Here is a 14,948-nt window from a genome sequence, read left to right on the forward strand (position 1 = left end):
ACGGGACAGTCCCGAGCCCGGTCGTTCCCCACTCGTTAGGGTGTTAGTTGCGTTGGCGGTTTAACCGTGCATTAGGGTGTTGGTGCAAGGCTCGTTTAGCGTTTCAAACTTGAATTAGAGTTTTAGAGAATTCGTTTTGGGTTAGAGCATTAGTGGCTTAGGGCATTGCCCAGTGTATTAGGGACGTTCGAGAGTTGACGGTGTTGTAGAGACTTAGGGATTTAGTGAGTAAAATTATAAAAGAAAATTTGGGCTTTATTTCCTTTGGAGAGGTTCGTGATACCGACCGAACAAATCAACGCCTAATGGTAATATTAACAACTGGCATTGCGGGTATTGCACATCGGTAATATTTGTGTAGGTATATAAGAAAAATACGATTAAGATTTAAGATCAACGATTTCTTTTAACCCAGCGCTTAAAGTGATCTTCGGCGAATATCCCAATATATCCCGGGCTAAAGTAATATCCGCGTAGCTATCTTTAATATCGCCGGGGCGCTCTGGCAGTAACTCCGGACGCATCGAATCTTTACCATATAATCGTATGACCATCCGCGCCAGCTCATCGATCCTCGTCTTAGTACCGGCGCCGCAGTTGAATGCCTTACCGATGGCGGCCGAGTTTTCTAGCATGAGCATGACCATATTCACGACATCGTGTACCGAAACGAAGTCCCTGGTAGCGCTCCCATCGCCGAAGATGACGGGCGGCTTACCTTTACTCACACTATCCATGAACTTCGATATTACGCCGCTGTACGGGTTCGACGGATCCTGCCTCGGGCTGTAGATATTGAATGGCCTGATGACGGTCGAAGGCAGGCCGTAGGCCCGGTGGAACATGAGGGCGTATTTTTCTCCGGCGAGCTTGCTGGCGCCGTACGGGGACAGCGGCTCCTGGGGGTGCGATTCGTCGACCGGCAACCGGACAGGATCGCCGTATGTAGCAGCAGAGCTAAAATAAACAAAGCGCTTTATGTCGGCTTTTCGTGCGGCGTTCAGGAGGTTGAGCGTGCCGATAATGTTGTTCTGGGCATCGAACAATGGGTCTTCCATGGAGCGGGAGACGTAGATCTGCGCCGCACAGTGGATAACGGCATCGGCGCTGTGCATGAGGATGCTCACTGTGCTCGCATCCCGGATGTCGCCCTTTACAAAGTTAGCCTCCGAGGGATAAGGATTAACCGTAGAAGAGAGATTGTCGATGATAGTAACGATATTGCCACGTTGAACAAGCTCCTCGCAAAGATAAGAGCCCACCTGGCCCAGGCCGCCGGTAAGAAGAATACGAGATGACATTTTACACCATTAACTCGACGCCTTCTTTTACTGCCTCACTCACAATTCCGATCATCTTCTTTTTTCCTCGAACTCGGCAGGAGTATAGCAAATAGGCTCCAGCGGTACCAGGCCTTCCCAATAAACGGCTACATCTCTTATGCGCTTTAGCCAATTAATACCTTCGAACTTTTCACTCATGATGATCAAATCCACGTCGCTATCGATCAGATTGTCTCCCCTTGCCCTGCTTTCGAATAGCAGGACTTTCTCGGGCGAGTATTTTTCTTTTATCACAGCCAGAAAGCGGTCTATCCAGTCTTTGACCTTTTTATCTGTAATCTGCTCCATCATACCTCTCATTATTGAGCTTATAAAGGACACTATAGACCGCTCTGGATGGCATTGAGTCTATATTGGGATTTTGGGTTTATTAAGGGTTTTGGAATGTGATGACTTGGTGATGCTATAAACTTTAGCTGATATGGATTCTTGCATTTTCCCGTTATGCCTTGGTGGCGTGTCCTTAACCACAGGGGCACGGGGAGCGCAGAGTTCACAGAGATTTTTTTTATAGATGGAGGCTCAGAGGGCACAGGGCCGGTTTATTGGCTTTCCTGGGGCACAGAGATTATCGAGGCACGGTTGACCAATAAACAGTTCATGAGGAATAACATATATTTTCATTTTAATGAAAAAACCTATAACCTATTACAATAATTACATTTTTACGAGTAAGGTATTGAAAAAAGATCCCATACTCAATGAGATTAATAAGATCACCGGACAGATCGTTGACGCAGCGTTCGTCGTGCATACGACATTCGGGCCGGGACTGCTCGAAAGCATTTACGAGGAATGCTTGATACACGAATTAAAACTCAGAGGCATAAAAGTAGAATCACAGATCAACGTGCCTCTCGACTTCAAAGGTTTATACATTGAACGAGGCCTCATCCTCGACGTATTGGTAGAAGGCCAGGTAATCGTCGAAGTAAAATCGGTCAAAGAACTCCACCCCGTCTACGAACAACAATTACTAACATACATGAAGATAACAGGAAAACGAGTAGGATTATTAATTAACTTTAACGCACCGCTGATAAAAGACGGCATAAAACGAATGGTCCTATAAACCATTTTTCCCCACCAGTGCCTCTACAATCTCTGTGCCCCAGGAAAATAAAAAATGAGACTCTGAGTACTCCGTGTCTCAAATTATAAAAAAGTCTCCGTGAAACTCCCGTGCGCTCTGCGCCCCTGTGGTTGCTCGAATTCGCATCAGCGAAAAGGACACTCAACGACAGCATAACTCGGAAAGGATAGAAAATGTTTATTTCAAAATAGTAAAAGACTCAATTTGAATTATTATATCACATTGGTAAAAAGTCAAATAAGCACCAATACTACTAATTATATTAGAGATAATTCGTCAGATTTTTGTATAATAATGTCTCCTTTAATAAAATAATGAAATTTTGCATCATCCTCGGCACACGCCCCGAGATCATTAAAATGAGCCCCCTCATAAGGGAATGCGAGAAACAGGGCCTGGATTATTTCGTCATTCATACAGGCCAGCACTACTCCTATGAGATGGACAAAATATTTTTTGAGGAGCTTAAGCTACCCCAGCCGAAATATTATCTTGACGTGGGGTCAGGAAGCCACGGGCACCAGACCGGGAAGATGCTCGCCGGGATCGAGGATGTATTAGTTAAAGAGAAGCCCGGTATCGTCTATGTCCAGGGCGATACGAATACGGTCCTTGCGGGTGCGCTGGTCGCTTCCAAGCTGCATATCCCGATAGGGCACGTCGAGGCCGGGCTGCGCTCCTTTGACCGCTCGATGCCCGAAGAGATCAACCGGGTCGTGGCGGACCACGTTTCAGACTACTTATTTGCCCCGACGGAGGCGTCGAAAGCGCTGCTATTGAAAGAAGGGATACCGGAGAGCAAGATATTCGTCACGGGCAACACGGTCGTTGACGCAGTTTACGAGAACTCGAAGATCGCTGTAAATTCGGATGTGCTGTCTAAGCTCGGGTTGAAGCCGCGGGAGTACATGCTCTCGACTTTGCATCGTCAGGAGAATGTGGACGATAAGGCACGTTTATCTGAGATCATTCAAGGTCTCGGGGAGGTATCTAGAAAGTACGGGATGCCCATCGTGCTGCCGATCCACCCGAGGACGAAGAAGATGATGAACGAGTTCAGCTTACAGCCGCCCGCCGGTATCATGATGATCGAGCCGCTGGGCTTCATGGAGTTCTTAAAGGCCGAATCGAACGCCCGGCTCGTGCTGACGGACTCGGGCGGAGTGCAGGAAGAGTGCTGCATCCTGGGGGTGCCTTGTGTCACGATACGTGAAAATACCGAAAGGCCCGAGACAGTGGATGTGGGGGCTAACGTGCTTGCAGGGTATAAATGCCAGAATATCGTGAATTGTGCAGGCATGATGATGAATAAAAATAATGGCTGGGTCAATCCCTTCGGCGATGGTAGGACGGGAAAAAGGATCATTCAATTATCTAGAGGTATAGGGTGTTGCATAATTAGTTTATGATGGTTGTTCTGGGGCTTTTCTGGTGAATTAGTTGGTGGAGTGCTTGGATTAGTCTTGCGATGAGGGTTATGCCGACTTTAACAAGGACTTTTTCTCTTCCAGTGGTTTTTAAGTCTTTTAGGCTTAGCTGTTCCTTGAGTAGGAAATTCGCGTGTTCACAATCCATCCTGTTTTTATATAATTGGTCAATCGTTTCTTCGGGGATCTTGAAGTAGTCCTGTATTCGGTATTTGTTCACCGGTTTTCTGGTATTCCTCTTGTTTCTGGCTGCTATGAATAATACGCCTGCCTCATGGTGGTTTTCTATGTTATCCTTGGTGTCGTAGGCCTTGTCAGCGAGTATTGTATTCACTTTGAATAGACGTGCGCCGAGTCTTTTTATCAGTGGCCTGGTCTGAGTGTTGTCGTGACGGTTGGCCCTGGTAACCGTATAACAGACCGGGGTCATGGACCCTAGATCGTACAGCAAATGTACCTTGTAGCCGTAATAGTACTTTCTTCTGACATGGTCGAAACCCCAGGCGGCGTCCTCGTCTCGGAGGCTGAAAGCATCCAGTTTGGTACTGTCGATACCCAGCAGGGACATATGCATAGGCTCCTCATTCATGATTCTCGTGTTAATGATCATCATGATCCTCGGGATATGCCCTCCAAATCGTTGTTTATACCTGCTAAACAAGGTATGGTCTGGCAACCTGTTGAAGCCAAGATTTTTCATTTTATATTTATCATGGGCTAACCGTACCAGGTTTCTTACCGAGGTAATACCAGCAAGTTCCATGTACAAAAACGCCCGTAGGAAGGCGATCACACTATACTCCCGGGGCCTGCCCATACAAGGATAACGCTCCAAGAATACAAGCAATTGCCAATCAAACGAATCCAGCACCTTGATATGCACATCAGAAAGTATATTTAACTGACAATCAAGACAACTATGGGTTATCAGCAAGCCGTTTTTACTAAGCATAAACACTGCTTGACCAGATAACCCAAATACTTTCTAAGACTTTTACAACACCCTAATTATGATTAATCAAAAGCACTATAATAATTTGTAAACCTGGCTATACCCTAATAAATATTCGGTATATTTTATATACTCATTTGTATTATTATGTTCTGTTTTAAAGGGAGAGCATGTTGTGGCCATGGGGTTATTCGATATGGCAAATCGCTGGCTTCGAGTTAGCCCATGGCGTCTTATCGGCATTGTGTGCGTTACTGGTTTCCTTGCCGGCGGTCTACTGGACCTGGACCACGTACTTGAGATCTTCGGCTTCAAGATCGGATATGTCCCATTTCAAATACCGGGCAGGTATCATAGTGGCCGTATTTTGCATGGTATTGCTTTCGTTGGGGGCGGGGCTCTGTGCACATGTGCTGGAGGATATCTTTATTGGAATATTCTAAAGGATGTTGTGGTTAAATTTAAAAATAAAGTGCAGGAACGGCTCGCATCCTTATCTTCTTAAGGTGGGCGCATGCAGGCTAACATAATAAGTGGGTGGATAAAGGATATTCATAGCATTTTTATGAAGCCCGAAGCGCCCAAAGCAAGCTTTAAGCTCGACGACCTGTCCTTCTTTTTTCAGTTCGTGAAACCCATCTGGAAGATGGGCGTGCTGAGCCTGTTGCTCACGACATTGATCAGTGGCGTAAGGACCGTGATCCCGCTGAGCAGTAAGGTGCTCGTCGATTTTGTGATCCTGAACACCGGCTTCAGCAGCATTACGAATATTCTGACTTTGCTGGGCCTCGGGGAATATGCTCAAACGGCGGTCAACCTGTTCAGCTCGGTCAACTTCCTGATGGTCGTCCTGTTTTTCATCGGGGTCATTTATGCGCTGCTACAGATCCTCCAGGGATACATGACTACTAAATATCAGCAGGAACTGACCTATAACCTGCAGACGAGGCTGTTCGACCACGTTCTAAGGTTCCCCCTGTCCTTCTTCAAGAACAAGCAGACAGGGTACCTCCTATCCCGGGTGTCGGACGACGTCGATACGCTCCAGTACCTGTTCTCGAGTGCCGTCATCAAGATCTTATCGAGTGCATTATTTTTACTTTTTAGCCTCTTTATCCTTTTATCGCTGAACGCTACCCTGGTCATCTTTATCCTTTGCACCCTTCCCCTTTACGTGTTGCTGCGGTACTTCTTTTTCGGCAGGATAAGGGCCCTGAGCTATAAGGAGCGAGAGACTCACGCCAAGCTGTCGCAGGATATACAGGAAGTGCTGTCAGGGGTGGAGGTCGAGAAGACACATGCCACGGAGGACCGGGAGGTAGAGAGAGTCTCCAGCAGCCTGAGGAACGTCATCCAGGTGCGGCTGGTCAATACGGTCATTACAGCCATCTCCAAGCCATCGTGGACGGCATCCAGTTCATGCTGATGATGGCGGTGATGTGGGTGGGCGTGTACGAGATACAGCGGGGCGCCATGACGATGGGCGACTTCGTCGCCTTCCTCGGGTATGTGCTGATCATGACGGGCGCCGTCTATAGCCTGTTCACCACGTACCAGTCGTTTCAGCCCATGCTGGCCTCGATGGACCGTTTGAAGGAATTGTTCAGTATGGTGCCCGAGTTCGAAAGGGATAAGGATGCGCGAAAATTGTACGTTCCTGAAGCTTTTATTGGGCGCGTCAAGTTCGATAAGGTGTCTTTCGCCTACGGTAAGGAGCCCGTGTTAAAAAATATCAGCTTTGAAGTGCTGCCTGGTGAAGCGGTTGCGCTCGTTGGGCCGAGCGGGGTGGGGAAGACTACGATGATTAATTTGCTGCTTAAGCTATACATCCCTCAGTCCGGCGCGATCTACCTGGATGGGGTGAATCTGAAAGGCATTGACCATGTCTGGCTGAGGAGGCAGATTGGTGTAGTCTCGCAGGAGATTTTCCTGTTCAACGATACAATCGAGAATAACATCAAATACGGCAAGCCAAATGCTGGCCATGATGAGGTGGTAGCGGCCGCCAGGAAAGCGCAGATACATGATTTCATCATGGGCTTGCCCGATGGCTATAATACGGTCATTGGCGAAAGGGGTACTAAGCTGTCAGTGGGGCAGAGGCAGCGGATCTCTATTGCCCGGGCGTTTCTAAAGGATTCGCCGCTGCTGATACTGGATGAGCCGACGTCGGCCATTGATGTTGAGACTGAGCGGTCTATCAAAGAGTCTTTGAGTAATTTGGTGAAGGGGAGGACGACGTTCATCATTACCTACAGGATGTCGCTGGCGGATATCGCGGATAAGGTGGTGGGGATAGTTGATGGGAGTATTGCCAGGGCGGGGACAAATCAAGAAATATTAAAAACCGTTTAGCCCCGTCTATGTTGTTTTCGTGGCGTTTACCCAGAGATGGCATTCTCTGTAGGGGGCTGTCTTGTTCCCGTCCGCATACAATAGGAACTCCATCTTCATGTTAGTCCCTACACGGTCCGGTTTCAAGTCGATCTTCTTTTCCCATGTCTGGTTATCGCCCAGTGTCAGCTGTTCAGTGTAGATATTCGATATGGTAGCACTGTCGTTGAGGGCGACGACGAGGTCGTAGGTCACGTTACGGTACTCATGGTTCACGATGCCGACGATGACCGGCTTCTGGTCGCCCAGCGTATATTTCGTCGGATAGTTGTCGGCCTTACCGTCCGGCCCTAGAATGTAAAACTCGGTAAACTTCTCGCCCTGCTTGGGTACGGCGATGACATAAGCAAGCGTGGCGATCGACAGTAGAATGGATATAATGAGAACAACTGTGAGGGCCTTATCTAGCTTAGTCTTGTCCTCCGAGAACACTTCGCCCCTGAACTGATGGTAAACACCGACAAAATCGATCCCAAAGCGCTCTGCTACCGGTAACTCATGTCGCCGCTTGTTAGCGACCAGCATGCAGATGAAGGTAAATATCGAAAGGCAGACGACGATAGGGTCGAGCCGGATGCCCCAGGGCGTATAGTTCAAGCCCAGGCCGATCAGCGGAGATACGGCGATGCTCAGGCCGAACGAGAGGGCAGTCCTCTCGATGCCGTCGATGTCCTTTTTACCCGGGAATAGGGCGGCGATCAGCGCGTAGCCGGGTATGAATAATACCATGATCAGGCCCAGCGCCGACCTTATGATACTCTCGTTAATAATGGGCACGTAAATGAACGCAAGCGTGATCACGGTAAAAAGCACTACGAGTTTCAGATCAGCCGCCATGCCAATAAAGAAATCGCCGATAGACAGTTCAATCGTATCGGCATCAACATTTTTCGAAGCCATGAAACCTCATAATAATCTTAAAGTAATGTTTATAGCCTTGCCGCTCTCCTCGATTTTCTCGATGCGGGCTTTCCTGCCGGTGGCCGAGACGGCCATACATGCCAGAAAGCTACAAATGGGACAGCCCGTTCGCGTGCATACGTCCGGGTTGCCCGTGCGAATGGAGCGGCATAAGTCCTCGTTCGCCATGCCACTCATGGATATCGTAATGGTGCTTCCATCCAGGCGGACGCTGACGGAGGATGCCAGTTCCAGGCCGTTCTCCAATACGTCCTTCATTTCGCTCTCCAGGCCTTCCCGCGTGAAAACGGCTCCCATACCGGATGTGAGCTCGAAGAGCCCATACCCGGGAGGCGTGAGGGAAATGCCCTTGATAGGCCCCTTAACGTCGAACACCTCAATGCCCGGGTTAAGCGAGGCCACGTCCTTTTCTTCAACGCGGGATATTGGTATGAAGACGCGGATGAGGCCGCCATTGCTCGAGGTAATGCCCCCGGTACCCACGAGCATCGAAGACAGAATCTGGTTCAGCGACAGTACGGTCGATATGGCGGTCGCGTCGCAGACCTCATCCCTCAGGTAGCGTGAGGGCGTGAAGAAATAGAGCATGATGGCAAGCGATATGACGCCCGTGCCCGCGAGGGCCAGGAACATGGACATGGATGAGCCATCGTTCGTGGCCAGCCACAGGACCATCAGCAAGACCCCGAGAATAGCAAATACAATGGTAACCACTTTGACCCTGCCACTGCCCAGGGCTTCTCTCATCATACTCCGCCAGCTTCTGCCATCGTCGCTCATCCTTTCATCTCCTGATATGGCCCCTGCCGCGACGGATCCTGCCCTCGGGCTTTTCCCACTCATGGGCAGAAGTCACATCGATCGAATATGACCTTAATTTTTTCTCGGCGTACGCCAGCTCCATGATACGCTCATGGTCCGGGCCCGGCGGGCCGCAAAGGATGACCCGCGCCGAATGCCCATGGTAACGGGCCAGCCGCAATCCGTTCATCAGCCCTGGCAGGCCCATCGATAGACCGGTGACTACCCGGATGTCGCAGGGATTTTTCAAATCACCGGCGACGGAGAGTATTGCCTTTATGAAGCCGTCCTCCCTGACATTTGTCAGATATCCCTTAAAGGTTTCTTCGATAACGGGTTTCAGGACGTCGATGCCGGATTCACTCTGGATCGCATGCCCGGCGTCATAGACTTCGCTGATCGATATACAAGGCCCGGCGCCGGCCCGGTCATCGACCGCGTGCAGCTTCGATAGCACGTCCGATAGCCGCCGGATGTGCTCCCGGCCCATGCCCGGGCGAACATGTTGCACGATCTCCGACCGGGAGAAGCAGATGAGCCCGACCTTTTCGCCTTTGTACAGCTCGCGGTCGATGAGGCCGGAGACGATGGCGATGGATGACTCGAATGCCCGGGGGCTCAGATCGACCAGGAAATACGCCGGAAGAGTTCTATCGGCCTCGAACTCCCGGACGACCAGCTTGCCAGCCCGGGACGAGAGTGCCCAATCGATGTTCTTGATGGCGTCGCCGGGCATATACAGCCTGACGCCATAGAAATCGCTACCTCTCTGCTTATCCACGTTGCTGCCCCCTGCCGCAGCATTTTTCTGGTAGTCGTGGAGGCCCGGCTTCGGCCGCAGCATATGTTCCCCGAGTGATAAACGTACCCTGAGGACCTTTGCTTCGCCTGCCACGGCGGTAATGGCGAATAATAAGGATGAAACGCGCACTTCTACGGTCCCGACGGTATAATCGCCAGGCTTCAGAGGGAAGAGATCCATGCTCAACGTGCGCTCCTCGCCCTTTCGAAGCTTGATGGTCTCGCCGGGCGGCGTTGCTTCAAGAGAATCGTCGAGCACTGGCGTGACCGAAAGCAAGATGCCGGATAGTTTTCCACTATATGAGGCCGTGACCATATGAATCGTGCGCATGCCCGGCGACAAGACGGGACGCGAGAGGCTCGAGGACAGGGACAGGTCACGCTCCAGCGAAGACGCCGCGAGCAGCAGGGACAGGGCGTCCGATGCGATGAAGACGAGAATGATCGTGAACACCGTGTAAAAAAGCAAGCTCCCGGTGACGAGTGCAAGGAGCAACAATGCCAGCGCCGATGCCAGCATCGGGAGGGCGCTATCTTTCAATTCCATGGCGATCAGGATGGGACTTTAACCGCTGCCATAAGGTCCTCGACAATGCGGTTCACCGTCATCCCTTCCTGCTCGTACTCGGGCTTGACGATCAGCCGGTGGTTAAGCACCCGCGGAACGAGATATTTCACATCGTCGGGGATAACGTAATCGCGGCCCCTAAGCGCCGCAACCGCCTTGGACGCCTTCAGGAACGATATCGAGGCACGGGGGCTGGCACCCAGCAAGAGTTTTTCATGCCGCCTCGATGCGATCACGAGGTCCCGAATATACTCGAGGACCTTGTCATCGATATATACTCGCTTAACCGTATCGATCATATAGCCCACCTTTTCACTGTTCAGGGCATCCTCGATGTTAACGCCCGATCCGGCATTCTTCGACTTGAGCAGGGCGAGCTCATCGTCGTTATCCGGATAGTCGATATCCAGCTTGAACATAAAGCGGTCGATCTGAGCCTCGGGCAGGGGGAAGGTGCCGATGATATCGATGGGATTTTCAGTCGCGATGACCATGAATGGCTCGGGTAACGGGTACGCGACGCCATTGATGGAGACCTGCTTTTCCTCCATCGCTTCCAGCAATGATGACTGGATCTTCGGCGACGCGCGGTTTATCTCATCGGCGAGGAGCAGGTTAGTGAATATCGGGCCCTTGTACACGTTGAACTCCATGGTTTTCTGGTTAAATACCGGGCCGCCGGTGATGTCCGAGGGCATAATGTCCGGCACGAACTGGATACGCTTGAAATTGAGGCCGGTGGACGCGGCGAAGACCTTGGCGATGGTCGTCTTGGCCACGCCCGGAACGCCCTCGAGCATAATATTGCCGCCCGCCAGAAGGGCCGTGAAAATGTCGAATACCAGGGATTCCTTCCCAATAATCGCCCGCCTGGTCTGAGCGTTGACTCGATCGACCATCGAGCTAAAATCATTAATGCCACTGGCGGCTTTTGAATTAACCTCGATCACCATGCTAATCCTCTAAGTTCAATCCGATTTTTTAATGTCTTTTTCTTTAACAGTTAACCTATTCAATATAAGGTTTTTTATGGATCGCCTGATCATCCCTAGCCGAGGGATGAACATATCCCGGCCGATATATGCGATACAGGCGACGATTATCAACAGCAGGACGGTCAACTGAGCAATGATATCGCCTTTTAAGGTAAAGTAAACGGACCCCAGCGGTGTAACGGCGTTTCCGTGAGAGACGTCGACCAGCACACGGCCGCGAGATAAATCCTGGAGGAAGGCGCGATTGTCGCCTTTATCGAGCATGCTATTGATGAAGATATCGGCATCGCTGACGACGATGAGCTCACCGTTGCCTGCACTATAGCGGGCTGCTACCGGGTATATCCCCATTCTATCATTATAGTCTAACCATATATCGTCGTTATAGTCCAGCCAGGCGTCCGGGGAAGTCGAGGCGAGCACCACCGCGTTCCCCGAAATGTTAAGCACTGCCGGGTGGTTGAGCACAAGTTTACTAACGTTCGCAGTGTAAGGGGTAGCCGCTATGTCCGTTATCGTCGGGAAAGACTGGTTAACATAATAGTTCTCGTACTGGCACATCGGGACCGGATCGATCGTGAAGGGCGAGCCGATGCCCGTGAGCAGGCTGTTCGCCTTTCCGAAGTCGTCCAGGACTACGACGGTCCCTCCCCGGCCAAGAAACGCGGCCACCTGCGATGACTCGCCGGCTGTATAGTTCACGGCGGGGCTTATGACCATTAATATATCACCGCTGCCCGCATTATCCAGGCCGGATAAATCATAAAGGGGCTGGATACCGGCATGCCGGGCCATATTATTTAATCCATTCCAGTATGGATTGGTCAGGCGAAAATCCGCATCTGTGACATAGAGCCTCGCCGCAACGACCACGAGCACTATACTGACGACAATAACGATAAGTAGTGTCGTTTTTCTCATCGGCCCGTCTCCCTGATGCGGTCGTCCAGCTCTTTTAGGCTTCCGATAGCCCTATCGAGTTCTGAAGAGGTGATCGTACGGTTCGCAAATACGGCCTTTTCATAGAGGAGGATTATGTCTTTTAACGGCAAGGAAAGGGATGGCATGGCAGCTACAGCCGCATTATAGAGCTCATGATGCGTCAAAGACTCATCGAACTTGAAGCGGTCGGAGATTAATTTTCTCGAAATGGCATATAACCGTACCATCGCTTCGCGAGTGTCATTCACGCCAATGGCCCTTATCCGATCGGACTCTTTCAAAACGTCCAGCGGCGGCTCTACGTGTTCCCTGGGGCGCTCTACGGGCCTGGATACTTCGGGCATAACAACGGCCTTTTCAGGCATCGGGGCATTGTACCGGCGATAGGCAAGGACAGCGGCCGCAGAAACTATCAGCAGGATAATGGCCCCAAGTATTATGGTCGTTAGCTGGTCTACAAGCGGCCCTGCCGGCTGGAAAATGACCGCCAGTGGAGAGCTCGAAGAACCTGTGAGCGACATGCCCGATCCGGGATCGTATGAGGCAATTATCGTGTAATTTCCAGCAGATGAATTATTCTGTAAAGTAATACTGGCATTGTAGGCCCCATCATCTCCGGTAGGGAAGGTACCAGCGGCCGAGCCATCGACGTAAACGGAAATGTTTTCCCCTCCGACGGGCACGCCATTATCGGCTAAAAGATAGCCATATACATTATAGGTACCATCAGCGCTGGCTGCATCCGATGCGCTAAGCGTTAAGCTCGTCGACCGGGCCGCGATGTTCAATGCAATATCGCCGGAGGACGCGCCAAGAAGAATATCATTAGCCCCTCGATGGTATGTAGCATTAATGCTGGATATACCGGCAGGCAGAGACGGTCCGATGCGCAGCGTATATGAATATGAGCCATTCTTATCCGTCGATACATTTGCCAGGGAAGAGCCGTTAAAGAATAATTCGACGGACCTATACGGCATACCCATATCGCCGGCCGTCAGCTCGCCCATCACACTCACGGTGTCCCCGAACGACGCCGCATCCCTGTCGAGCCTGATCGACAACGTTGCGGGCATATCCTGAAGAGTTAGCTCGATATAGTTGCTGGTAATGACCGGGCCCGACGAAGAGTCAGGTAAGTATTCCGCATGGGCGAGAACGTGGTCGCCGGATACGCTTACCGGCACTTCGTAACCGACAGTGCCATCGCCATTTACATCCGTTATGAAGGTGCCCGCAAGCCTGCCATCGACGTACACGCTTACGCTCGCATTACTGATGGGCATGCCATTCATATCCTGGAGATCCCCGGAAAAATATATAATATCTCCCACGGACGTCCTGTTCTTGTCAACGCTCAGCTTTAGCCGGGAATTGTTTTCAGGTATGCGTAAATCGCTATAGGACTGGTTCAGCTGGTACATGTGATGGTCCAGGCTGCTTAAGGAACTGTCCAGCAGGCCCACGTCCACACCACGGCCAGTGAGGAAATCCTCTATGACCGTAGCGTTACGCCTCAGGCTCCCGTAGGACGAAGAGATATTCATATAGCTGTCCCGGACCCGTGCCGCGGCGATGCTGGCATTAGCCTGGTCGCCGGCGGACAATGAAGTATTATATAGCAGAACGCCCCGGTCGTAGGCATCGGACGCATCGATAATGGCCCGAATATCATCGTTCGTAAGGTTCATCTGGCGTGCCATAACCTGATAATCGGACTCCGAGAGGTTGAGCTGCCATAGGAGGTCGCCGAAGTCTTTATAAGAGGACGAGAATTGCGAGTAAGCCTTCCTGGCCGCAGTGATATTACCACTGTCAAGGGCGGAGGACACATCATTCAGATAGTCAAGCATATCCGCGAGGAGCCAGTTTAGCTGGTCTTCGAAGCTATCGCTATAGCTCGGGGTCGCAGTATCCGGGTTTTCATGGACGACCTGCGAATATGCGGGAGGACATAAAAGTAATAGTATGGCTACAGCCAGTCCAGTCAGCTTCGTCGGGAATGTAATTGAAGTACGCACTTTTTTACCTGCCATTTCTCTCCCAGCTCAAATCCCCAGTATGGCCAGAACCTTTTCGACAACGATGAAGGAAAAGACGATGACGCCAAGGATGATCACGATGTTTACACGCGAGCGCCATGCGGGCCGGACGGTAAAAGGGCCGCTGAGCTCGACGATAACGAGGAAGCCGATGAGGCATAGGACAAAGAAATATTCGTAGCTGATGCTGTCGAACAGCGCCAACAGTGCCAGCACTACGAAGATCCAGCCCCCGAAAATATATACAAGTCTCTGGCTCCTGGTCAACATCTTTATACCAAATTATTCGATAGTATAATAATTTTGTTATCAGGGGAGTAATGTATATATCCTTACACAGATATTAACTATGGGTCGAGAGCTTGAAGTGGAAAAATAAATTTTCGGAAAGCGTAATAGTTATTACGATTATTTTTGCCATTATTTTTGGGGCAAATGGAATTGCTGTCTCTCAATCAGTAGGGGACTCTATTAGCGTTACGCGCATGATCAACGGATCTACGAGCGGCCCATTTGCTTATCAGCAGGGTGACGAGTTTACCGTAGAGTTGAACTATGCGGTCACAGGTAAGCAATATGGGGTAACGATTGGGGAAATATTACCGGAAGGATGGCAAATCATCGACAGCTATCCAAAATATTCGGCATTTAATGCCGCCACAAATACTT

General features: G+C 50.6%; 14 protein-coding genes. 4 read left to right on the forward strand and 10 right to left on the reverse strand.

What is annotated here, in order from left to right; all coding sequences use genetic code 11:
- Nucleotides 1–380: 380 nt before the first annotated feature.
- Together MCP_RS04430 and MCP_RS04435 are read right to left on the reverse strand one after the other, a co-directional pair.
- Nucleotides 381–1,301 (reverse strand): NAD-dependent epimerase/dehydratase family protein, encoded by a 921-nt coding sequence (locus MCP_RS04430; RefSeq protein WP_012899614.1) that lies wholly within the window; start codon nucleotides 1,299–1,301, stop codon nucleotides 381–383.
- A gap of 51 nt (nucleotides 1,302–1,352) precedes the next feature.
- Nucleotides 1,353–1,634, reverse strand: coding sequence for a nucleotidyltransferase domain-containing protein (locus MCP_RS04435; protein ID WP_197525928.1), 282 nt, complete (start codon nucleotides 1,632–1,634; stop codon nucleotides 1,353–1,355).
- 388 nt (nucleotides 1,635–2,022) lie between these two features.
- Between MCP_RS04435 and MCP_RS04440 the strand changes: the two genes are divergently transcribed.
- Both MCP_RS04440 and wecB read left to right on the forward strand, forming a co-directional pair.
- Nucleotides 2,023–2,415, forward strand: coding sequence for a GxxExxY protein (locus MCP_RS04440; RefSeq protein ID WP_012899616.1), 393 nt, complete (start codon nucleotides 2,023–2,025; stop codon nucleotides 2,413–2,415).
- 335 nt (nucleotides 2,416–2,750) lie between these two features.
- Nucleotides 2,751–3,845, forward strand: coding sequence for a non-hydrolyzing UDP-N-acetylglucosamine 2-epimerase (gene wecB / locus MCP_RS04445; RefSeq protein WP_012899617.1), 1,095 nt, complete (start codon nucleotides 2,751–2,753; stop codon nucleotides 3,843–3,845).
- Here the strand turns inward: wecB and MCP_RS04450 are convergent.
- Nucleotides 3,835–4,815: a transposase gene (locus MCP_RS04450; RefSeq protein WP_012899618.1), complete on the reverse strand. Its 981-nt coding sequence runs from the start codon at nucleotides 4,813–4,815 to the stop codon at nucleotides 3,835–3,837. The genes wecB and MCP_RS04450 overlap by 11 nt on opposite strands.
- Nucleotides 4,816–5,380: 565 nt before the next feature.
- On the opposite strand from MCP_RS04450, the gene MCP_RS15315 reads away from it, so the two are divergent.
- A complete protein-coding gene (locus tag MCP_RS15315) occupies nucleotides 5,381–6,241 on the forward strand; it encodes an ABC transporter ATP-binding protein (RefSeq protein ID WP_158301440.1) in 861 nt (286 codons plus the stop codon).
- Complete coding sequence (locus MCP_RS15320) at nucleotides 6,217–7,170, forward strand: ABC transporter ATP-binding protein (protein WP_012899620.1); 954 nt, start codon at nucleotides 6,217–6,219, stop codon at nucleotides 7,168–7,170. The genes MCP_RS15315 and MCP_RS15320 overlap by 25 nt, the downstream gene beginning before the upstream one ends.
- 6 nt (nucleotides 7,171–7,176) lie before the next feature.
- Here the strand turns inward: MCP_RS15320 and MCP_RS04465 are convergent, their stop codons facing one another.
- Genes MCP_RS04465 through MCP_RS04495 form a run of 7 tightly spaced genes read right to left on the reverse strand, consistent with a single transcriptional unit; the run spans nucleotide 7,177 to nucleotide 14,549 of the window.
- Nucleotides 7,177–8,109 (reverse strand): DUF1616 domain-containing protein, encoded by a 933-nt coding sequence (locus MCP_RS04465; RefSeq protein ID WP_012899621.1) that lies wholly within the window; start codon nucleotides 8,107–8,109, stop codon nucleotides 7,177–7,179.
- A 6-nt stretch (nucleotides 8,110–8,115) separates the two neighbouring features.
- Entirely contained in the window at nucleotides 8,116–8,910 is a 795-nt protein-coding gene (locus MCP_RS04470) for a hypothetical protein (RefSeq protein ID WP_128859931.1), read from the reverse strand.
- A 4-nt stretch (nucleotides 8,911–8,914) separates the two neighbouring features.
- Nucleotides 8,915–10,279, reverse strand: coding sequence for a DUF58 domain-containing protein (locus tag MCP_RS04475; protein WP_012899623.1), 1,365 nt, complete (start codon nucleotides 10,277–10,279; stop codon nucleotides 8,915–8,917).
- Nucleotides 10,280–10,284: 5 nt separating this feature from the next.
- Complete coding sequence (locus MCP_RS04480) at nucleotides 10,285–11,253, reverse strand: AAA family ATPase (protein WP_012899624.1); 969 nt, start codon at nucleotides 11,251–11,253, stop codon at nucleotides 10,285–10,287.
- 15 nt (nucleotides 11,254–11,268) lie between these two features.
- Entirely contained in the window at nucleotides 11,269–12,216 is a 948-nt protein-coding gene (locus MCP_RS04485) for a DUF4350 domain-containing protein (RefSeq protein ID WP_012899625.1), read from the reverse strand.
- On the reverse strand, nucleotides 12,213–14,273 hold the full coding sequence (locus tag MCP_RS04490; protein ID WP_012899626.1) for a DUF4129 domain-containing protein: 2,061 nt from the start codon (nucleotides 14,271–14,273) through the stop codon (nucleotides 12,213–12,215). Before MCP_RS04490 ends, MCP_RS04485 begins: the two co-directional genes overlap by 4 nt.
- 12 nt (nucleotides 14,274–14,285) lie before the next feature.
- Nucleotides 14,286–14,549, reverse strand: a complete 264-nt coding sequence (locus MCP_RS04495; protein WP_012899627.1) for a hypothetical protein — start codon at nucleotides 14,547–14,549, stop codon at nucleotides 14,286–14,288.
- Nucleotides 14,550–14,948: the final 399 nt, after the last annotated feature.

Origin of the sequence: Methanocella paludicola SANAE (assembly GCF_000011005.1) — an archaeon.
Lineage (GTDB): Archaea > Halobacteriota > Methanocellia > Methanocellales > Methanocellaceae > Methanocella > Methanocella paludicola.

Excerpts from the sequence above, each read along its gene's own strand:
- MCP_RS04430 (WP_012899614.1), bottom strand. The coding sequence starts at position 1,301 with ATGTCATCTCGTATTCTTCTTACCGGCGGCCTGGGCCAGGTGGGCTCT.
- MCP_RS04435 (WP_197525928.1), bottom strand. The coding sequence starts at position 1,634 with ATGATGGAGCAGATTACAGATAAAAAGGTCAAAGACTGGATAGACCGC.
- wecB (WP_012899617.1), top strand. The coding sequence starts at position 2,751 with ATGAAATTTTGCATCATCCTCGGCACACGCCCCGAGATCATTAAAATG.
- MCP_RS04450 (WP_012899618.1), bottom strand. The coding sequence starts at position 4,815 with ATGCTTAGTAAAAACGGCTTGCTGATAACCCATAGTTGTCTTGATTGT.
- MCP_RS15315 (WP_158301440.1), top strand. The coding sequence starts at position 5,381 with ATGAAGCCCGAAGCGCCCAAAGCAAGCTTTAAGCTCGACGACCTGTCC.
- MCP_RS04465 (WP_012899621.1), bottom strand. The coding sequence starts at position 8,109 with ATGGCTTCGAAAAATGTTGATGCCGATACGATTGAACTGTCTATCGGC.
- MCP_RS04470 (WP_128859931.1), bottom strand. The coding sequence starts at position 8,910 with ATGAGCGACGATGGCAGAAGCTGGCGGAGTATGATGAGAGAAGCCCTG.
- MCP_RS04475 (WP_012899623.1), bottom strand. The coding sequence starts at position 10,279 with ATGGAATTGAAAGATAGCGCCCTCCCGATGCTGGCATCGGCGCTGGCA.
- MCP_RS04480 (WP_012899624.1), bottom strand. The coding sequence starts at position 11,253 with ATGGTGATCGAGGTTAATTCAAAAGCCGCCAGTGGCATTAATGATTTT.
- MCP_RS04485 (WP_012899625.1), bottom strand. The coding sequence starts at position 12,216 with ATGAGAAAAACGACACTACTTATCGTTATTGTCGTCAGTATAGTGCTC.
- MCP_RS04490 (WP_012899626.1), bottom strand. The coding sequence starts at position 14,273 with ATGGCAGGTAAAAAAGTGCGTACTTCAATTACATTCCCGACGAAGCTG.
- MCP_RS04495 (WP_012899627.1), bottom strand. The coding sequence starts at position 14,549 with ATGTTGACCAGGAGCCAGAGACTTGTATATATTTTCGGGGGCTGGATC.